We start from the raw sequence: 19,556 nt of genomic DNA, 5'->3' as shown, positions 1-19,556 counted from the left end.
CCCCCCCCCCGACGTACACGACCTTGCGGAGGCAGCGGCGGACGACGTTGCCTTTCCCGTGCCTCTTCTCGACAAGGCCCTCGCCCTGGAGGACCGCGAGGGCACTTCGCAGAGTTGCCGTACTGACCTCGTATCGGTCGGCGAGGTCTGCTTCAGACGGCAGGCGTTCACCCGGTTTGACCGCGCCGGTTGTAATCTGGCGCCGGAGATCGTCGGCGATGTCGTGATGGCGTGATGGCACGGACCGGGTCACCGCCTTCTCTGCACGCGAACGGCGGCGAGCCGGGTTCGCGTGTGTATGGTCAGCAGCTCGCCCGACTCGAAGAGGAGTCGTTTGGCGCCTTGAGGAAGTTGGATGAGGTCCATGACCCGGCACGCTCTGCCGCCCAGTTGAATGACGTCGCCACGCTGCACGGTGGTCGCCGTGACCTCGACCGTGGAGACCAGCGCGCCGCCCGGTACCCAACCGCTCACCGTTGCACCTCCCTGGGCTTTGAGTGGCCCGGGGCCGAGTGACACGGGCACGCGCACGTCTCGTAGACGACCGGCAGGCCGATCGGCGCGGAGACGGGAGAGGACTCCGTGCAGCGCGGGTGTGTGCCGATACGGCAGGTGGTCGACCGGTAGGGGACGGCCGAGGCGTCGGTGACGCGGAGCTGTTGGCGTGGAGACATCAGCGGGCCCCCGCCAGGGTCGACCAGGCTTCAGCCGGCAAATGGGAAGCGACGACCACCGCCCGTGGCCGTACTCGTTGCTCCCAGGCCAGCACGTAGGGGCGGACGAGTGCGTTGTCCTCCCCTGCGAGCTGGAGTCGGTGGTTGGCGATGTCGGACACCCGGCCCAGTGGCCGCCTCGACGCATCGGCGGACGCCGGGCAGGCAGGGGCGACCGTCGGCCGGGATGTCGTTAAGGGGCGGCGGTGCCTGCCCTTGGGGGCGTACCGCGCTCTGGTGAGCGAGACGGCACGGCGGATACGGTTGAGCACGCTGCTCAGCTCCTATCGCTGATGGCTCGGTCCCCCGACATCGCCCGTCGTGGGGACTGCTTTGTGTACGACCGCCCAGAGGGTGCGGCCGTTCTGGCTGGTGGCGCGGAGGCCGAACCGATCGGCCTCGGCCACCACTTCCAGGGCCTCCCGCCATAAGTCGGCGGAGGGCATTTCCGGTATCTCCGCTTCGACCGACGTGTAGCGGTCGTACTCCTCCACGCGCGCGGGAAGCCCGACGGCGGACAGCCGGGCGGCGATGGCCGCCGCGCGGGATCCCGAAGCGGGCACAGGGCAGCCTCCGTCAATCGGCGATCACTTTCAGTGAAGCTAGTTAACTAGATTAGGGCTAGTGGACTAGATTTTCCATATGCCTGAGCAGCCGCCCTATCTCCGCATCGCCGACGAACTCCGGCGCCGGATCGCGGAGCACGTGTGGGAGCCCGGGGACCGTCTGCCGTCCCGCGCCCAGATCGGCCAGGAGTACGGGGTCGGCGAGAACGTGGTCCGCCGGGCTCAGGAGCTGCTGATCTCCCAGGGCGTGCTGGAGGGCCGCGCCGGTTCGGGTACGTACGTCGCCGAGCCCCGGCAGCGGGTACGGGTGGTCCGTTCGTCCGCGCGTGAGCGGCCCGACGGGTCGCCGTTCCGGGCGGACATGAAGGCCGTGGGCAAGCAAGGGGATTGGGAGAGCCGGACTGAGGCCAAGGTGCCGGCTCCGGCCGACATCGCGGCGCGGCTCGGTATCGCCGAGGGCGACCTGTGCGTCCGGACGACGTACGAGTTCCTGGCCGACGGCAGGCCCGTGCAGCTGTCGACGAGCTGGGAGCCGTACGACCTCACCGCCGGCACTCTGGTTGTTCTCCCGGAGGGAGGGCCGCACGCCGGGGCAGGGGTCGTGAACCGGATGGCCGCTATCGGTGTCACCGTCAGCCACGCCGTCGAGCAGCCTGAGCCGAGGCAGGCTACCGCCGAGGAGGCATCACTCCTGGGCATCCAGAAGGCCGCGCTCGTCACGCACATCCGGCGCACGTACTACAGCGACGGGGGACGGCCCGTGGAGACGGCGGACATCGTGGTGCCCGCCGCTCACTGCGAGATCGTCTACGAGATCCCGATCAACCGCTGATCGATCACCCCCTGCAAAACCTCATTGCGGGATGCATGATGACGGGCGTGGGGATCGATGTGGAACTGCACTCTGCTCGGCCGGCTCGCAACTGGAAGAAGTCTCGCGCGACGTTCTTGCGCGGGTGCCACGGGAACGCCGATGCGTTGGCCGACGCCTTGGGGGCGCTTCACTATCTCGGTGTCCCTGGTCGACTCACCGCTGTCGACCTCTACGGGGACACGATGATGAACGAGCAAGAGGCCGAAGCCGCCCTCGCCCAAGTGCCCGGTTTGAGGGAACAGTGCACGGACGAGCGGCAGCGTGCGGCGCTGGATGATCTTGCCGCGGTGTTGCAAGAGTGCGTCTCCACCGCGGGCAGTTACGTGTGGTTCGCCAGAGACTGACTAGCACCCGGGTACCGAAGCGCTGTCGAATCCGTGTCGAAGGCCGGGCACCGTAGTGCCAGGCACGAGGAGAGGTGCAGGTAACCAAGGGTGCGCCGGTCGTCACACCAGGCGCCTTCTAAGCGCTTGGCCGCAGGTTCGAGTCCTGCCGGGGGCGCCCGTCTCCGCCCTCCCCTTGGGAGGGCGTTTTTGCTGGTCGGGGTGGGTGCGGGTGGGCTCGACGAAGGCGCCGGACGCCCGCTCGATGATCAAGGCCGGTCCGAGGCTGTACGGCTGTCAGCGGGTTCTCGCGGGTGGCCGCGTCGAGTTCGTGTCGAAGCCCCCGGCCCGGGCAGCAGTCGGCGCCGGGCCGCTCTGGCGGATCGCCCGCGGCTTCGAGGCGATGCCCGCGAGGCCTTACGTGACCTACGCCAAGCCCGACCGATGACGGATCCGGCGACGCGACCGACCCGCTCCGGGCAGGCAGATCGATCGGGCGCGGGGGGGCCGACTCATGCCACTGGTCGTCGATGTCGAGCTCGGGCAAGGTCACGTCCTCCACTCGCTTTGGCCACGGCTTCCTCGGCGCGTGTGGCACACCAAGACGCTCATGCAGTCGCGCTCACCAGATGAAGGATGTGCACCACGCCTGACAGGGCGTCAGAGGGTCAAGTCCGAGTCGCTTGAACGCCCGCTCGCAACTCTGAACGGACGCATCGCGGGGACCCGCTACAGAATTGTTTTCACGGCCTACGAGGGAGACCATGTGTCGAGACTTCCACGTAAGACAGAACGCCTAAAGCCGAAAGGGAAGTCTGCACCCTACTCACAAGTGCGCACTATTGTCGGAATTAAAAGAGTTGAACCCGCACTGGTAACGCATATACGAGTTTCCTCAACGGGTGGCACATACCTCGCTGGCGAAGGCCTCGTACCCGTGTGCGACTACACCTAGTCCAAACGCAACTCGGACGCCGGACCACGCGACAACGAGGAGTCTGTACCTGCGCCAGCTTGGGGACGTTACGCTCCACCAACTCCGCACGGACGGCGCTCCGGAGGGCACTCCCCAGCACGGCGTGAAGGTACTGGACCATGCCAGGCGAGAAGCGACGCTCGCAGCACCGCTTCTCAGTTCCTGGCGATTGGCTGTGCGACGACCGCGCCTGGGAACTGCCCAGCGGAGTCATTGAAGTTGACACCCCAGAGGGGGCGTATCTCGCGAAGTCCTGGAGGAGTCAGGCATACAGGTCGAGGTGGACGAGCTAACCGACGTCGTTAAAAACCCGCCCCGAGGCGTCGTGGTCCTGTTCTTCCCCTGCAAGCCATCCGAACCGGACTCGTGGCAAAGGCCTGTCTGCATCTTCTGAGCGCCGGCCGCCCTGGACGTCAAAGTTACCGATGGATGCATACGCCTGGCCCCGGGCACTGAGGTGCCGTCCGCCGTCATGGACGATGACCGCATGCATTACTTCAACGGGACAGGCTGGCTCGCGATCTTCACTGGCACCGAGACGCTGATCGGTCGGACCGTGGACGTGGACGCCTGGGACGAAGCAACAGGCGTTGCCCTTGTGGTCGATCCCCAGCGCGGTACCCGCCGCCCGGTAACGGACTACCCAGACTTCTCCCACCTGGAGCGAGCCGACCAGGTAGTGGCCGCCATACCCGGAGGGGGCTGGCGCGCGTATTGGAAGGACGAGGGGCCCAGCAACGGGCCGCTGACCGAGCAGGTGCTCGCATGGCTGGTCACCGCAAAGGGACGCGCCACCCCGATTACCGTCGACGCGCACGGGCACGTAGACGATGCTGAGAGCGCCGATCGCCTCATCCCGCCTGGAGAGGAGTGAAGCGGTCTTCACCGGGTGCGTGTCTAACTGCGTGACAACGCCGACGCACAACGGCGGACAAGCATGGACACCCGCGGGCTGTCGCCGCAGGTCAGGAGCAGAGCCGGGCCGGGTTGAGCACCCAAGCAACTTGCTTCGGGACGAAGCAGTCCCAAGCTAGAAGCCGTTGAGCTCGATCAGGGAACCGTCAGGACCCATGGTGAAGAAGCGCGGCGGGCCCATGGTTTCCCGGATCTTTCGCAGCGCCGCTTCCCGTTCAGCCGGGTCAGGGCCGAGCGGATCCCGGACCCGGAAGCCGTGCAGTCGGATGCTGTCCGTGTCGATGTCGTCGGGCTCCGGGCGGCCCTCCAGTACGAAGCCGCACAGTGCTCGCAGTGCGTCTTCGCCCAGTTCCAACGGGTGAAACGGCAGTGGGTACGACTCTTCGTCCTCGTCTGGCCAAGGGATGACGTCGGCCGGTCGGTCTCCGGCCCAGTAGGGCAGTTCGAACGGGAGGGGTTCGCCGATGTTCTCGATGATGCCGCAATCGGGGGACAGACTGAGGGAGCGGACGAGTCGGCCGTCCTCCCACACGGCGAACGCGAGCCAGTCCACGACACTGTGCATCGCGTGCAGCACGAGCCGTCGGCCGGCGCTTGCCGCCACGAGGTGTTCCGGGAGCTGGGAGGGAAAGTCGATCATCACCCTCTGGTCGCCGATGACCTCGACGCCGGGCCAACTCGCCGCGTACGCCGTCCCCTCAGGGGGGTACACGGCGTCCCAGAGAGTCGAGCCCTCGCCTTCCTCTATCTCCCAGCCCGGGTAGAGCCGCCGCATCACGTCGGCCGTGCGTGCTAGGTCCGCTGTGCCCACTTCGCGCAGCAGCCCCGGCACGTCGCCGTCGGCGTACACCAGAAAGCCCGTCTTCGCTCCCAAAGCCCCTCCCCAGGACGTTGCCCTTGCCGGCGAAACGGACCGTAGCCGCCCCCACTGACAACGGGAGGCGGACTGGCCCGCAGTTTGGCCCCGAAAGCCCGGCCGGGAGGCTGACGCCGGACCGTCGCGCCCAACCGGCCAGTACCGTTCACCGCATGGTGACTGCGACTGTCCGTGAGTGGCGCGACGAAGAAGGCTGGGGTGTGCTCGACTCCCCCGAGACACCGGGCGGTTGCTGGGCCCACTACTCCGACATCCAGATGGAGGGTTTCCGTACGCTGTCGTCGGGGCAGCAGGTGGACCTGCAGTGGGAAGCCCCTGGCTTCAAGCAGGACGGGTACGACTACCGGGCCGTGAATGTCGTTCCCCGGTCGGGCTGACATCGGCATCTGACAACGATGGCGAGTCGCGGCGGAGCACCTTTGGTGAGAACTTCACCCCCGACATATGAAGCCACCACTGTCTGCGACCCCCGTCCGGGAACCACGATGACGGCCAGAAGGGACCACCCGACCAGCGACGAGGGAGATCGAGACATGGCGCAGCTCGTAACGAGTAAGGGCACCTCCGGCCAGACCGTCCAGGCGCGTCCCGCGAGTTCATCGCGGCCCCGGCTCGTGATCGAGAGCCTGGATGTCGCCGGGTCCGACACCCCGCTCTTCACCATCTGCATCGTGGCCGCGGCGACCGCGCCGGCCAGTGCGGGTGCCGAGAGACTGTCCGCATGACATCACCGGCGGAAGCGGAAACGGTTCTGCCGGATCCGGACCGGGGTCTCCACCCGGATGCGGATTCCCTCCCGGGCACCCCCACCCCAGGCCCCCTGGCCCCCACGGCCATCCTCCACCCCGACGCCCTGGCGGCCCCCACGGCCACCCTGCCCTCCAACGCCCTGGCGGCCCCCACGGCCACCCTCCCCTCCAACACCCTGGCGGCCCCCACGGCCCCTCACCGCCCGGACGCACTGGCCCCCACGGCCCCTCACCGTCTCGACGTCCCGCCCCCCACGGCTCCCTTCGCCCCCGACGTCCCGGCCCCCGCGGCCTCCCAGCACCGCGACATCCCAGCCTCCGCAGCGCCTCACCACCACAGCGCCCCGGCCCCCGCGGCCCCCCAGCACCGCAACATCCCGGCTCCGCCGGCCCCCCTCCACCCCGACGTCCCGGCCCCCGCAGCCCCTCTCACTCCCACCGTCCTCGCGCCCCTCGCCCCCGCCCCCCTCGACCCCTCCGCGCTCCTCGGCTTCAAGCTGCACCTGCAGCCCACCGTCGTGCCCGGCGAAGCCGCGTATCTCATGTCGCGGCGTGGGGTGACCGCGCTGCACGGGACGCATGCCGAGGCGCTGGTGCCGTTGCTCGACGGGACGCGGTCGCTGGATGCCGTGTTGCGGGAGGCCGCGCCCGTTCTCGGGAGTGCCGAGGCGCTGCTGTCGGTGAACGATCTGCTCGCGGCAGGGCTGCTGCGGGTGCGGCCGGACAGCGGGCCGGACCGGGCGGCCGAGGCCTACTGGGATCTGGCCGGTCTGGACGGCGGGACCACCGCGGCCCGGCTGCGGTACGCGGCCGTGTGGATCGAGGCGCTCACGGACGTCGACACCGAGGCGATCGCCGCGGCCTGCCGGGCCTCCGGGCTCGGGGTCGCCGACCACCCGGAGCAGGCGGACTTCTCGCTCGTGCTCTGCGACGACTATCTCTCTCCCGGGCTGCGGGACGTCGACGCCGCCCACCGGGAGCGGGGGCGGCCCTGGCTGATCGCCAAGCCTTGCGGGGCCGATCCATGGGTCGGGCCGGTCTTCCGGCCGCAGGGCGGGCCGTGCTGGACGTGTCTGGCGACCCGGCTCGCCGGGCACCGCCGCGCCGAGTGGCCGGTGCGCCGCGCCCTCGGCCTGGACGGTCCGCCGCGCCGGCCGGACGCGTCGCTCGCCGCCGGGCGCACCATCGCGCAGCACATCGCGGTGCTGGAGGCGGCCAAGTGGCTGGCCGGCATCCGCTACGACGCCCAGGAGGTGCTGCACACCTTCGACACGCTGCAGCTCACCTCCCGCTCCCACCAGGTGTCCCGGCTGCCGCAGTGCGCGGTGTGCGGTGACCCGGAGCTGGTGGCGCGGGGCGTACGGGCGCCGTTCGTGCCGGAGTCCCGGCCCAAGGTCACCCTCGTGACCGGCGGGGGCGGGCACCGGGCGCTCGCGCCGGAGCAGATGCTCCAGCGGTACGGCGGGCTGGTGGACCCGGTGACCGGGATCATCAAGGAGATCGCGCGGGCGCCGCGCACCCCTGCCGGGCTGCACGCGTACGTCTCCGGGCACAACCTGGCCATGGGACCGCCCACCCTCGCCGAACTGCGCGCCGGACTGCGGGCGTTGAGCGGCGGCAAGGGCCTGACGGAGACCGAGGCCCGGGTGAGCGCGCTGTGCGAGGCCGTCGAGCGGTACAGCGGCACCCGGCACGGCGACGAGGCCGTCGTCCGCGACAGCTACCGGGGGCTGGGCGGGAACGCCGTCCATCCCAACGCCTGTCAGCTGTACCACGAGCGGCAGTTCCGGGAGCGGGAGCTGTGGAACGGCGGAGGGTCCCCCTTCCGGCACGTGCCGGAGCGGTTCGACGAGGACCGGCCCACCGAGTGGACGCCCGTGTGGTCGCTGACCTCCGGCTCGCAGCGGATGCTGCCCACCTCGATGCTGTACTTCACCCAGGGCGGCCCCGCGGCCGACGGGCTGCACGCCGACTCCAACGGCAACGCGGCCGGCAGCAGCCGGGAGGACGCCCTGGTGCAGGGGTTCCTGGAGCTGGTGGAGCGGGACGCGGTCGCGCTGTGGTGGTACAACCGCACGGTCCAGCCCGGCGTCGACGTCGACGCGTTCCGGGACCCGTACGCCGACCAGGTCCGGGAGGCCTGCGCCCGGCTCGGCCGGGAGATGTGGGTGCTGGACCTGACCTCCGACTTCGGCGTTCCGGTGCTGGCCGCGTTGTCCCGGCGTACCGACAAGCCCGCGGAGGACGTGATCTTCGGCTTCGGCGCGCACTTCGACCCGCGGCTCGCGCTGCGCCGGGCCCTGTCCGAGCTGGGCCAGCTGCTGCCCGCCGTGTGCGAGGCGCGGGGGGACGGCACGGGGTACGCCGTCGACGACCCGGACGCACTGGAGTGGTGGCGACACGCGACGGTGGCCGGGCGGCCCTATCTGGCACCCGGGGCAGGGGTCCCGGCTCGTACGCCCGCCAGTTGGTCGTACTGCCCGCGGGCCGATCTGCTGGACGACGTCGCCGCCGTCACCGAGCTGGTGCGCCGGCGCGGCATGGAGCTGCTGGTGCTCGACCAGACCCGGCCCGACCTGGAACTTCCGGTGGTGAAGGTGATCGTGCCCGGTATGCGGCACTTCTGGAGCCGGCTCGCTCCCGGGCGGTTGTACGACGTCCCCGTCGCGCTCGGCCGGGTCGCCGGCCCCACGTCGTACGAGGAGCTGAACCCCACACCGCTGTTCGTCTGACCCCCGCCCCTCTTCACCCGGAGGTCTCACCCGCGGCACCTCTTCGCCCGAAGCGCCGCATATCGCCTCACCGGCCGGATCCCCGGCCGGTGAGCAGTGTTTCCACACGCACAATCTTCACCCGACTCGCACACGCTTCTCATATCATGTGCCGCCAGCGCGCAGAGAGTTGCGAGAAGCGCGGACACAGTCGCGAGAAGAGGCCGTGCATCGATGGCTCGTCACGACCGCACCAACGCCACCGCCGAGCACGACCCGAAACACGACCCGCACCACCCGCACCACCCGCACGACCCGCACGACCCGCACGACCCCGAGGAGCACCGGGAGGGCGAACCGGCCGAAGCGCACCACGGCGACCTGCCCGAGGTGCACAGCCGCGACCTGCCCGCGCCCCGGCTGGCCCGCACCATCCTGCTGGTCGCGCTGCTCAGTTACACCCTCATCACCATGCTGAACATCGCGGGCAGCGACCTGTCGGTGGTCCACATGGCGGTGGCCCTGGTCGCCCTGTCGGCGATCTTCGCTCTCCAGCTGGTGCACTCGGCCGCGGGGGCCGAACGCCCGCTGCCCCGGCGCCGGGTGGCCACCCTCAGCGCGCAGGCCGTGCTGACGTACGGGCCGATCCTGGTCTTCCACACCGCCTGGGGGTCGATGGCGGGGTTCCTGGCCGCCTCCGTCCTGCTGATGCTGCGGCCCCGGGTGGCCTGGACCCTGTACGCGCTGATCGGGCTGAGCATGGTGCTGCCGCCGGTGCTGGAGAAACGCCCGGTGATCGACGCCGTCTACCTGCCCCAGTCGACACTGCTGACCGGCCTGGTGATCTACGGCCTGTCCCGGCTGTCGGCGCTGATCCGCGAGGTGGTCGCGGCGCGTGGCGAACTCGCCCGCATGGCGGTCACCGAGGAACGGCTGCGGTTCGCCCGCGACCTGCACGACCTGCTCGGCTTCAGCCTGTCCGCGATCACACTCAAGAGCGAGCTGATCCACCGGCTCATCCCCACACACCCGGCCCGGGCCGTGGAGGAGGTCGAGGACGTACTGTCCATCTCCCGGCAGTCGCTGAGCGATGTGCGGCGCGTGGCCAGCGGGATGCGCGAGATGTCGCTGGAGCAGGAGATCACCTCGGCGGAGTCGGTGCTCCGGGCCGCGGACATCGAGGTCGCCAAGCGGGTCGTGCGAGTACGGGCCGACCGGCAGGCGGACACCGTCCTGGCCACGGTGCTGCGGGAGGCGGTCACCAACCTGCTGCGGCACAGCCGGGCCGGCCGCTGCACGATCGAGGTCGCCGAACAGGCGGGCCGGGTACGGCTGTCGGTGCACAACGACGGGGTCGACCCCGACTATCACGACCCCTCACCGCACAGCGGGAGCGGGCTCGGCAATCTACGCTCGAGGATCGAGACGGTCGGCGGAACGCTGCGCTCCGAGCCCGCCGACGACGGAACCTTCCTGCTGGTGGCCGAAGTTCCCGCCTCGCCGGTCGGCTGACCGCTTCCCGCCAGGAAGGATTCGTTCCCCCGCCGGTGACTCTGCGGCCTGATCCGATCGACGGAATGTGTCCGGGCGTTCTAGAATCCGGCCACACGCGGCTTTCGGTGGGGCGGGGGGAGTCAGGTCCGTGATACGGATTCTGCTGGCCGAGGACATGCAGATGGTGCGTGGCGCGCTGGTCGCGTTACTGAATCTGGAATCGGATCTGGAGGTCGTGGCGGAGGTCGAACGGGGCGACGAGATCGTGGCGACGGCGCTGAAACTGCGGCCGGACGTGGCGGTCATCGACATCGACCTGCCGGGCGTCGACGGTCTGACCGCCGCGACGCAGTTGCGGGAGGAGCTGCCGCAGTGCCGCTCCCTCATCCTCACCAGCCTCGGCCGGCCGGGCACGCTGCGCCGGGCGCTGTCGGCGCAGGTGTGCGGGTATCTCCTGAAGGACGCGCCGCCGAAGGAACTCGCGGTTGCCATCCGGCGGGTGGCGGCCGGGCACCGGGCGATCGATCCCCAGCTGGCGCTGGCCGCCTGGGGCGGCGCCGAGAGTCCGCTCACCGACCGGGAGACGGAGGTGCTGCGGATGGCCGCCGAGGGTGCGGAGGCGCCGGAGATCGCGGGGCTGCTGCATCTGTCGACGGGGACCGTGCGCAACTACCTGACGACGGTCGTCACCAAGCTCAACGCGCGTAATCGGGTGGACGCGATCCGCATCGCCCGGGAGTCCGGCTGGCTGCTTTGAGCCCGGCCGGGTCGGCGGTGAGGCAGCCGTCTGCCGGGAGCGCAGGGGTTCAGCCGTCCGCCGGGAGCGCAGGGGTTCAGCCGTCCGTCGGCACGTCGTGCCCGGCCGCCTGTAAGTCCGGCCGGGCCCGCAGTAGCTCAGCTGTCCGCCGGGACCGCAGGGCTTCAGCCGCCCGCCAGCACGCCGTGCCCGGCCGCCTTTTGTAAGTCCGGCCGGGCCCGCAGGGGTTCAACCGTCCGCCGGCACCGCCATGCCCGCCGCCACAAGGTAGCCCAGCACGTCGTGGACGACGGTGTGCGGCAGCGGCAGCGCGGCCGCCGCCGTCTGGGCGGTGACGGGCCAGGCGAGCATCGCCGCCACCCAGGCCGCCTCGGGGCGGTGCAGCACCACCTCGTGCTTGGACCGGGCGGACGCCAGGACGAGGCCCGCCGGCGCGGAGGCCATCCGCGCGTCGCGCGGCAGCCGTAGCGGATGCCCGGGCACGCCGTCCGGCGCGAAGGTCGCGTCGGCCGCCACCGGCGTCACCGACAGCAGCGGCCCTTTGAGGTCGTCCATCCCCAGGGTGCGGATCACCATGCGGGACAGCCCGGCGAGCGCGGGCGGCAGGACGGGCCCGGTGACCCAGGCCTGTGGAGCGGGCCGCCCGGGCGCCACCTCCACGTTCGCGGGCCGCACGGGGCCCAGTTCCATTCGGCGCAGCATCTCGCGGACGATCCGGTCGGGCTCCGCTATCCGCTCGGTCCCGAACCGGCCCGACGACAGCACGACGGAACCGTCGTCGTCGGTCCGTACGACCACGTCCTCGCGCAACGCCCACAGGTGGAGCGTCCGACTGCCCATGCCGTCCGACACATCGGCACCCCCTCTCGGACGATGCGCAGTCGAGTATCCGCCGCCCGGCGGACGGACCGACAGGCTCCGCCTCACACGTAGGGGGTGAGATTTTCATACGCCGCGCAGCTCCCGAGGTGCCGCCGGCCGAGGACCCGGCCGCCCGTGGCGCGCCCTGCCGGGCCGCCGCGCGCGTCACCGGCTTCAGCCCCTCACAAGCGGCTCTTCCTACGGTGCGCGTCACGAGGCCGAGAGCCTCTGACCGTGTCGACGGGAAGGGGGCGGCCAGGTGGCCGTTCAGATATCGGAGCGAGTCCTCACACAGAGTCCCGACAAGGAGGTGCGGCGTCTCAACCGGGTGGTCATCCGCTTCGCGGGGGACTCCGGTGACGGTATGCAGCTCACCGGCGACCGGTTCACCTCGGAGACGGCGTCGTTCGGCAACGACCTGTCCACGCTGCCCAACTTCCCCGCCGAGATCCGCGCGCCCGCAGGCACCCTGCCGGGTGTCTCCAGTTTCCAGCTGCACTTCGCCGACCACGACATCCTCACCCCCGGCGACGCGCCCGACGTGCTGGTGGCCATGAACCCCGCCGCGCTGAAGGCGAACATCAAGGACGTGCCCCGGGGCGGCGAGGTCATCGTCGACACGGACGAGTTCACCAAGCGGGCGATGCAGAAGGTCGGCTACGACACCTCCCCGCTGGAGGACGGCTCGCTCGACGCCTACCGGATCCACGGCGTGCCGTTGACCACGCTGACGGTGGAGGCGCTGAAGGAGTTCGACCTGTCCCGCAAGGAGGCCGAGCGCAGCAAGAACATGTTCGCGCTGGGCCTGCTGAGCTGGATGTACCACCGGCCGACCGAGGGCACCGAGCAGTTCCTGAAGCAGAAGTTCGCCAAGAAGCCCCAGATCGCCGCCGCCAACATCGCCGCCTTCCGGGCGGGCTGGAATTTCGGCGAGACGACCGAGGACTTCGCGGTCTCCTACGAGGTCGCCCCGGCCGCCACCGCCTTCCCGGTCGGCACCTACCGGAACATCTCCGGCAACCTGGCCCTGGCCTACGGCCTGATCGCCGCCTCCCAGCAGGCCGACCTGCCGCTCTTCCTCGGCTCGTACCCGATCACCCCGGCCTCGGACATCCTGCACGAGCTGTCCAAGCACAAGAACTTCGGCGTGCGCACCTTCCAGGCGGAGGACGAGATCGCCGGCATCGGCGCGGCCCTCGGCGCGGCCTTCGGCGGCTCCCTCGCCGTGACCACCACCTCCGGCCCGGGCGTGGCCCTGAAGTCCGAGACGATCGCCTTGGCCGTCTCCATGGAGCTGCCGCTGGTCGTCGTCGACATCCAGCGCGGCGGCCCCTCCACCGGCCTGCCGACCAAGACCGAGCAGGCCGACCTCCTCCAGGCCATGTACGGCCGCAACGGCGAGGCCCCGGTGCCGATCGTCGCCCCGCGCACGCCCACCGACTGCTTCGCCGCGGCCCTGGAGGCCGCCCGGATCGCCCTCACCTACCGCACCCCGGTCTTCCTCCTCTCGGACGGCTACCTGGCCAACGGCTCCGAGCCGTGGCGCATCCCGGCGCTCACCGAACTCCCGGACCTGACCGTGCAGTTCGCGACGGGGCCGAACCACACCCTCGACGACGGCACGGACGTCTTCTGGCCGTACAAGCGCGACCCGCAGACCCTCGCCCGTCCCTGGGCCCTCCCCGGCACGCCCGGTCTCGAACACCGCATCGGCGGCATCGAGAAGGAGGACGGCACCGGGAACATCTCGTACGACCCCGCCAACCACGAGTTCATGGTCCGCACCCGCCGCGCCAAGGTGGACGGCGTCGACGTACCGGACATCGAGGTCGACGACCCGCACGGCGCCACGTCCCTGGTGCTCGGCTGGGGTTCGACGTACGGCCCGATCACCGCGGCGGTACGCCGCCTGCGCACCGCCGGGGTGCCGATCGCGCAGGCCCATCTGCGCCACCTCAACCCCTTCCCGGGCAACCTGGGCGAGGTGCTGAGGTCGTACGACAAGGTCGTCATCCCCGAGATGAACCTCGGCCAGCTCGCCACCCTGATCCGGGCGAAGTACCTGGTCGACGCCCGCTCGTACAACCAGGTCAACGGCATGCCGTTCAAGGCCGAACAGCTCGCCGCCGCACTGCAGGAGATGCTCCGTGAGGACTGAACTCGCCCTCAGCGCCAAGCCGCTGACCGCCAAGGACTTCAAGTCGGACCAGGAGACGCGCTGGTGCCCCGGCTGCGGTGACTACGCGATCCTCGCCGCCGTGCAGGGCTTCATGCCCGAACTCCAGGTGGCGAAGGAGAACATCGTCTTCGTCTCCGGCATCGGCTGCTCCTCCCGCTTCCCGTACTACATGAACACCTACGGGATGCACTCCATCCACGGCCGCGCCCCGGCCATCGCCACCGGCCTCGCCACCAGCCGCCGCGACCTGTCGGTGTGGGTCGTCACCGGCGACGGCGACGCCCTCTCCATCGGCGGCAACCACCTCATCCACGCCCTGCGCCGCAACGTCAACCTCAAGATCCTGCTGTTCAACAACCGGATCTACGGCCTGACCAAGGGCCAGTACTCCCCCACCAGCGAAGTCGGCAAGATCACCAAGTCGACGCCGATGGGCTCCCTCGACGCACCCTTCAACCCCGTCTCGCTCGCCCTCGGCGCCGAAGCCTCCTTCGTCGCCCGGACCATCGACTCCGACCGCAAGCACCTCACCGAGGTCCTGCGCCAGGCCGCCGCCCACCCCGGCACCGCCCTGATCGAGATCTACCAGAACTGCAACATCTTCAACGACGGCGCCTTCGACGCCCTCAAGGACAAACAGCAGGCCGAGGAAGCCGTCATCCGGCTGGAACACGGCAAGCCGATCCGCTTCGGCGCCGACGGCGCCCGCGGCGTCGTACGCGACCCGGCCACCGGCGACCTCAAGGTGGTGGACGTGACCCCCGGCGACGAGGCCGGCCTGCTCGTCCACGACGCGCACGCGGCCTCGCCGCTCACGGCGATCGGCCTCGCCCGGCTCGCCGACCCCGACACCCTGCACCACACCCCGATCGGCGTCCTGCGCGACGTACGACGGCCCGTCTACGACACCCAGATGGCCCACCAGCTCGACACCGCCGTCGAGCAGAAGGGCAAGGGCGACCTGGCCGCCCTGCTGACCGGCAACGACACCTGGACCGTGGGGAGTTCCTCATGACGTACGTCATCGCCCAGCCCTGCGTCGACCTCAAGGACAAGGCCTGCGTCGACGAGTGCCCCGTCGACTGCATCTACGAGGGCCCGCGCAAGATGTACATCAACCCCGACGAATGCGTGGACTGCGGCGCCTGCGAGCCGGTCTGCCCGGTCGAGGCGATCTTCTACGAGGACTCGCTGCCGGACGAGCTGTCGGAATACGCCACCGTGGACCGGGAGTTCTTCGCCGCCGACCCCTCGCCCGGCGGCGCCAGCTCGGTCGGCGTGGCCGAGGCCGACCACCCCGTCGTGCGGGCGGAACCGGTGCGCGCCGCGGGGTGAGGCGGCCTTCCGCGGCTCTTCCCCGTTTCTTCAGCGGAGCGCGGCAAAGTGGTCCCAACCGACGGAGATCCGGTCAACCCAGCACCGGACCGGCGTCCGAGCCCACAGTCGTCGCAGCCACCCGAAGAGCCGCCTGGAACCCACCGCAGAGGAATGCCCATGGCCACCGTTCCCGCACTGTCCACGTCATCCGTCCTCGGGCCGTTCCACCTGGTGCACAAGCCGGACAGCCCGGAGACGTTTCTGCTCGACAGCGGGGCGCCCTCGTGCCAGCGTTTCGTCTTCGCGGCGGAACTGCCGGACGAGCACGCGCTGTTCGGGGCCACCGGGGCGGCGCACCACGACCTGGTGATGCCGGTCGAGGCGCTGCGGCAGGCCGCGGTGTTCGCGGCCCGGCACTACTTCCGGGTGCCGGAGAAGCGGCTCACCGTGGTCGCGGAGGCCGCCACCGGGATCACCGACGTCGAGCCGTGGCGGCGGACCGGGCACCGGGCGCAGATCGCGCTGGAGCTGGACCTCACCCCGACGGACATGGTGCTGGGCGTCCCCCGTGGACTGGTGTGCGAGGCCGTCGTGTCGATCGACGGCCGGCCCTGCGGCACCGCGAGCGCGCGGCTGGTGTTCCTGACCCCCGGGATCTACCGGGGCCACCGGGAGGCGGGGCGGCGGCAGAGCGAGGAGAGCCTGGCCCGCGGGTTCGGCGACTTCGGCTCGCCGGGCCGGCCCGAGCCGTCCCGCGTGGGGCACACGGAGCCGCGGCACGTCCTGGTGGGGCTGCCGGTGGAGGACGACGACGAGGTGCTGCTGTTCCCGGTGGACGGGGCCGCCGCCGACGGGATACTGCCGGGCGAGCCGGGTGAACTGCCGCCGGTGCTGTATCTGGAGGCCTCGCGGCAGGCCGGACTGATCGCCTGCGCCGAGCTGTACGGGTTCGCGCCGGACCGCTCGCTGCTCACCGGCTGGCAGGCCTCGTTCCGCGGCTTCGCCGAGCCGGGGCTGCCGCTGTACTGCACCGTGAGCGGCCCGCGGACGGACGGCGCCGCGGCGGCCACGGCACGGGACGCGGCCGGACGGCCGACCACGGCACTGACGCTGGCCTTCTGGCAGGGCGACCGCGAGGTGGCACGGATATCGGCGTCCGTGCTGCAGGACTGCTAGGCCGACGGCATGAGATTCCGAGTGCTGGGCCCGGTGCGGGTCGCACCCCGCACGCCCACCGCGGCGAAACCGCGTGCCGTGCTGGCGACGTTGCTGATCCAGAGCGACAAGGTGGTCTCCACCCACACCCTCATCGACGAGCTGTGGGGGACCGAGCCGCCGCGCACCGCCACCACCACCCTCCAGGTGTACGTGTCACAGGTGCGCCGGGTGCTGCTGGAAGGCGAGCCGGACGGCCGGCAGCCGCTGATCACCAGGCCGCCCGGGTACCTGCTGCGCGTCGCGCCGGACGACCTCGACCTCACCGTCTTCGAAAGACTGCGCGAGACGGGCCGCGCCGCGTACGCCCGCCGGGACTACGCGGAGGCGTCCCGGCGGCTGCGGGAGGCCCTCGCTCTGTGGACGGGCCCGGCGCTGTCCGGCATCCCGCACGGGCCGACACTCCAGACGTCGGCGATCCGGCTGGACGAGCTGCGCGCGGAGGTACTGGAGCAGGGCATCGCCGCGGAGCTGCGGCTGGGCCTGCACCAGGAACTGGTCGGGGAACTCATGGCCCTGACCCGCGAGCAGCCACTGCGCGAGTCCCTGCAGGGCCATCTGATGGTGGCCCTCTACCGTTCCGGACGGCAGTCGGAGGCGCTGGCGGTGTACCGGCGGGCGCGTCGCTCGCTGGTGGACGAGCTGGGCGTGGAGCCGAGCCCGGCGCTCAGGAAGCTCCAGGAGCGGATCCTCACCTCGGACCCGTCGCTCACCTGGCGCCCCGCCGCCCCGGACACCCCCTCCCGGACGCCGGCACCCACCGTGCCGCAGGACGCCCCCGCCGTACGGCTCCCCTCCCCCCTGCCGGACTTCACCGGCCGCACGGGCGAACTGGGCCTCGGCGAACGTTTCCTCGCGGGCACCGGCCCGGTGGACAGCCGGGTCCTCGCGGTGTCGGGGCGTCCGGGGGCGGGAAAGACGGCCTTCGCCGCCCGGCTGGCGCAGGCCGCCGGGGACCGCTTCCCGGACGCGCGGGTGCTGCTGACCCTGCGGGACTCCGGCGGGCGCGCCCTGTCGGCCGAGGCGGTCATGGCGGGGCTGCTGCGCGTCCTGGAGGTCCCCGCGGGCCCGGAGGCGGCGGAGGACCTGCTGCACGCCCGCACCCGCGGCCGCAAGATGCTCTTCGTCCTGGACGACGCGGTCTCCGAGGCGCAGGTACGGCCGGCGCTGTCGGTGCTGTCCGACAGCACGGTCGTCCTGACGAGCCGTCATGCGCTCGGCGCGCTGGAAGGCGTCCAGCATCTCGTGCTGGACGTGCTGAACCGGGCGGACGCCGAGGCGCTGCTGGTGAACTGCGGCGGTACGGCGATGAGCGAGGACCCGGCGTCGACGGCGGAGATCGCCCGGCTGTGCGGCGGGCTGCCGCTCGCGCTGCGGGTCGCCGCGGCGGGGCTCGTGGCCCGGCCGCACTGGACGCCGGCGGAGCTGGCGCGGCGACTCGCCGACGAGCGGGGCCGGCTGGCGGCGCTGCGGCTCGGCGACCTCGACGTGCGCGGCAGTCTGCTGACCGCGTACCGGGACGTGGACGCGGACAACCGGCACGCCTTCCGGGTCCTCGGCCTCGCGCCGCTGCCCGACTTCGCGCTCTGGTCGGCCGGCGCGCTGCTCGCGGCGGACCTGCCGGAGGCGGAGCGCCGGGTGGAGGAACTGGTGCGGGCCCGGCTGCTGGAGGCCGTCCGGCGGCCCGACCGGCTGACCCCGGTCCGCTACGGCTTCCACTCGCTGCTGCGCGGGCTGGCGCTGGAGGTACTGGCCGAGGAGTCACCGCAGCAGGCACCCCCGGCGACCGACCGCCTGTGCCGGGCCTACGCCACGCTCACCCGGCACGCGGACGGCCTGCTCGCCCCCGGCCGCGACCTGATGCCGGCCGCGTCCGCACCACCGGCCGGTCTCGACCCGGCCGCGGTGGTCGGGCCGGCGCCCCTGCGCTGGTTCCAGGAGGAGGCACCCGGACTCCTGGAGACGGTACGGCAGGCCCACCGGGCCGGGCTGTGGCGGCAGTGTGCCGCGCTGGCGTCGGCGGCGGGCGGCTACTACGAGGCGAACGCGCTGTGGGCGGACTGGCAGGAGAGCCACGAACTGGGCCTGGACGCGGCGCGCGAGGCGGACGACTCACTCGCCGAGGCGGTACTCCTGCGCTCCCTCGCGGACCTGGAATGGCAACGCCACCACCCCGGCGCGGCGCGCGACCTCTACCGCCTCGCCTGGCAGCTGTTCACCCGCTCCGGGCACCGGGTCGGCGCGGGCCGCTGCCTCACCGGCGAGGCGGACGTCCTGCTCGGCCTCGGCCGTGTCGCCCGCGCGGAGCGCGGTTACGCCCGCGCTCTGTCGGTCGCCCGCACGGAGGCCGACCCGCGCGGCGAGGCGGACGCGCTCCGGGGGCTGGCCCTGGTGGCCCAACGCGAAGGCCGGCTCCGGGAAGCCCTCGACCGGCTCGCGGTGTGCGGGGCGGCGGCGGGGCGGGCCGGGGACGAACGGTGGCGGGCGTACGCCGGACGACGGGCGGCGGCGGTGAGCGCGCTGCCCGAGGCCCCTCTGGCCTCCCAGCCACTGGAGGTACGGCCAGGGGTGTGGCTGTTCCCGGACGCGTGAGCGTGCCGACGCTGCGGGTGCCGACCGGTGCCCCCAGCTGGCCGGAGGTGGGTCGCGCGGCCCGGCGCTGCCGGGGTGCCGCTGCGCAGGCATGCGGCCCGCCGCTGCGGTGTGGGGGCGCCGGCCCAGGGGTGCGGCTACCCGCCGCTAGGCGGGCTGGGCACCCGGCGCTGCGGCTGGCCGGGGGTGGGTCGCGCAGCCCGGCGCTGCCGGGGTGCCGCTGCGCCCACCCGTGCCGCCCCAGCGGCACGACTGCCCGCAGCTAAGTCGGATTGCGACTGCCCGCTACCCCAGCGGGGCGGCGCTGCCCGCAGCTGCGGCGGCCGGTAGACGCGTACGGCGAGCAGGGGACGTGTCGGGGGGTGTCCGCCCGCAGCGGGCGGCGGAAACTGAGGGTGCGGATTTGACCGTACGCAGCGGCGCACCGAGGACGGATA

At 71.6% G+C, this 19,556-nt stretch carries 18 protein-coding genes, 1 tRNA gene and 2 pseudogenes; 16 read left to right on the top strand and 5 right to left on the bottom strand.

Going from position 1 to position 19,556, the window contains the following annotated elements; translation table 11 throughout:
* The 3 genes and pseudogenes from IE308_RS37005 to IE308_RS20775 all read right to left on the bottom strand — a co-directional run.
* A pseudogene (locus IE308_RS37005) lies at positions 1-253 on the bottom strand (GntR family transcriptional regulator); the annotation flags it as partial.
* Positions 250-474, bottom strand: a complete 225-nt coding sequence (locus IE308_RS20780) for a hypothetical protein (protein ID WP_190219080.1) — start codon at positions 472-474, stop codon at positions 250-252. The gene IE308_RS20780 and the pseudogene IE308_RS37005, both read right to left, overlap by 4 nt.
* A 523-nt stretch (positions 475-997) precedes the next feature.
* On the bottom strand, positions 998-1,276 hold the full coding sequence (locus IE308_RS20775; protein ID WP_189813426.1) for a hypothetical protein: 279 nt from the start codon (positions 1,274-1,276) through the stop codon (positions 998-1,000).
* 79 nt (positions 1,277-1,355) lie between these two features.
* On the opposite strand from IE308_RS20775, the gene IE308_RS20770 reads away from it, so the two are divergent.
* The 6 genes and pseudogenes from IE308_RS20770 to IE308_RS20750 all read left to right on the top strand — a co-directional run bounded on the left by IE308_RS20770 (position 1,356) and on the right by IE308_RS20750 (position 4,326).
* The gene (locus tag IE308_RS20770) at positions 1,356-2,111 is read left to right on the top strand and encodes a GntR family transcriptional regulator (RefSeq protein WP_190219079.1); all 756 of its coding nucleotides are present in this window, start codon (positions 1,356-1,358) and stop codon (positions 2,109-2,111) included.
* A gap of 47 nt (positions 2,112-2,158) precedes the next feature.
* Complete coding sequence (locus IE308_RS20765; RefSeq protein WP_190219078.1) at positions 2,159-2,497, top strand: hypothetical protein; 339 nt, start codon at positions 2,159-2,161, stop codon at positions 2,495-2,497.
* A gap of 88 nt (positions 2,498-2,585) precedes the next feature.
* Positions 2,586-2,651: transfer RNA gene (locus tag IE308_RS20760), tRNA-Arg, on the top strand.
* Between the two features lie 57 nt (positions 2,652-2,708).
* On the top strand, positions 2,709-2,924 hold the full coding sequence (locus tag IE308_RS20755) for a hypothetical protein (RefSeq protein WP_190219077.1): 216 nt from the start codon (positions 2,709-2,711) through the stop codon (positions 2,922-2,924).
* 647 nt (positions 2,925-3,571) lie between these two features.
* Positions 3,572-3,807 (top strand): annotated as a pseudogene (locus IE308_RS37000) (NUDIX domain-containing protein); the annotation flags it as partial.
* Between the two features lie 117 nt (positions 3,808-3,924).
* Entirely contained in the window at positions 3,925-4,326 is a 402-nt protein-coding gene (locus tag IE308_RS20750) for a hypothetical protein (RefSeq protein ID WP_190219076.1), read from the top strand.
* Positions 4,327-4,482: 156 nt separating this feature from the next.
* Here IE308_RS20750 and IE308_RS20745 read toward each other — a convergent pair whose 3' ends face one another.
* Positions 4,483-5,241: a DUF6928 family protein gene (locus IE308_RS20745; RefSeq protein ID WP_190219075.1), complete on the bottom strand. Its 759-nt coding sequence runs from the start codon at positions 5,239-5,241 to the stop codon at positions 4,483-4,485.
* 155 nt (positions 5,242-5,396) lie between these two features.
* Between IE308_RS20745 and IE308_RS20740 the strand changes: the two genes are divergently transcribed.
* The 5 genes from IE308_RS20740 (at position 5,397) to IE308_RS20720 (ending at position 10,955) form a co-directional block, all read left to right on the top strand.
* Positions 5,397-5,621 carry a cold-shock protein gene (locus tag IE308_RS20740; protein WP_190219074.1) on the top strand — a complete coding sequence of 75 codons (225 nt, stop codon included), beginning with the start codon at positions 5,397-5,399 and terminating at the stop codon, positions 5,619-5,621.
* A gap of 156 nt (positions 5,622-5,777) precedes the next feature.
* Positions 5,778-5,969 (top strand): hypothetical protein, encoded by a 192-nt coding sequence (locus IE308_RS20735; RefSeq protein WP_190219073.1) that lies wholly within the window; start codon positions 5,778-5,780, stop codon positions 5,967-5,969.
* The gene (locus IE308_RS20730; protein ID WP_229908977.1) at positions 5,966-8,725 is read left to right on the top strand and encodes a TOMM precursor leader peptide-binding protein; all 2,760 of its coding nucleotides are present in this window, start codon (positions 5,966-5,968) and stop codon (positions 8,723-8,725) included. Before IE308_RS20735 ends, IE308_RS20730 begins: the two co-directional genes overlap by 4 nt.
* A 213-nt stretch (positions 8,726-8,938) precedes the next feature.
* On the top strand, positions 8,939-10,216 hold the full coding sequence (locus tag IE308_RS20725) for a sensor histidine kinase (protein ID WP_229908976.1): 1,278 nt from the start codon (positions 8,939-8,941) through the stop codon (positions 10,214-10,216).
* A 130-nt stretch (positions 10,217-10,346) separates the two neighbouring features.
* The gene (locus tag IE308_RS20720) at positions 10,347-10,955 is read left to right on the top strand and encodes a response regulator transcription factor (RefSeq protein WP_110628246.1); all 609 of its coding nucleotides are present in this window, start codon (positions 10,347-10,349) and stop codon (positions 10,953-10,955) included.
* 228 nt (positions 10,956-11,183) lie between these two features.
* Here the strand turns inward: IE308_RS20720 and IE308_RS20715 are convergent, their stop codons facing one another.
* A complete protein-coding gene (locus tag IE308_RS20715) occupies positions 11,184-11,795 on the bottom strand; it encodes an NADH oxidase (protein ID WP_110628247.1) in 612 nt (203 codons plus the stop codon).
* Between the two features lie 280 nt (positions 11,796-12,075).
* Here IE308_RS20715 and IE308_RS20710 point away from each other — a divergent pair, with 280 nt between their 5' ends.
* The 5 genes from IE308_RS20710 to IE308_RS20690 all read left to right on the top strand — a co-directional run bounded on the left by IE308_RS20710 (position 12,076) and on the right by IE308_RS20690 (position 19,119).
* A complete protein-coding gene (locus IE308_RS20710; RefSeq protein ID WP_229908975.1) occupies positions 12,076-13,974 on the top strand; it encodes a 2-oxoacid:acceptor oxidoreductase subunit alpha in 1,899 nt (632 codons plus the stop codon).
* Complete coding sequence (locus tag IE308_RS20705) at positions 13,964-15,010, top strand: 2-oxoacid:ferredoxin oxidoreductase subunit beta (RefSeq protein WP_190219072.1); 1,047 nt, start codon at positions 13,964-13,966, stop codon at positions 15,008-15,010. Before IE308_RS20710 ends, IE308_RS20705 begins: the two co-directional genes overlap by 11 nt.
* Complete coding sequence (fdxA, locus tag IE308_RS20700) at positions 15,007-15,330, top strand: ferredoxin (protein ID WP_110628249.1); 324 nt, start codon at positions 15,007-15,009, stop codon at positions 15,328-15,330. The genes IE308_RS20705 and fdxA overlap by 4 nt, the downstream gene beginning before the upstream one ends.
* A 159-nt stretch (positions 15,331-15,489) precedes the next feature.
* The gene (locus tag IE308_RS20695) at positions 15,490-16,488 is read left to right on the top strand and encodes an AfsA-related hotdog domain-containing protein (protein WP_190219071.1); all 999 of its coding nucleotides are present in this window, start codon (positions 15,490-15,492) and stop codon (positions 16,486-16,488) included.
* Between the two features lie 9 nt (positions 16,489-16,497).
* Entirely contained in the window at positions 16,498-19,119 is a 2,622-nt protein-coding gene (locus tag IE308_RS20690; RefSeq protein ID WP_190219070.1) for an AfsR/SARP family transcriptional regulator, read from the top strand.
* Positions 19,120-19,556: the final 437 nt, after the last annotated feature.

Source organism: Streptomyces griseosporeus, from assembly GCF_014656055.1.
Classification (GTDB): Bacteria; Actinomycetota; Actinomycetes; order Streptomycetales; family Streptomycetaceae; genus Streptomyces; species Streptomyces griseosporeus.
This window is presented reverse-complemented; position numbering and strand designations above follow the sequence as displayed.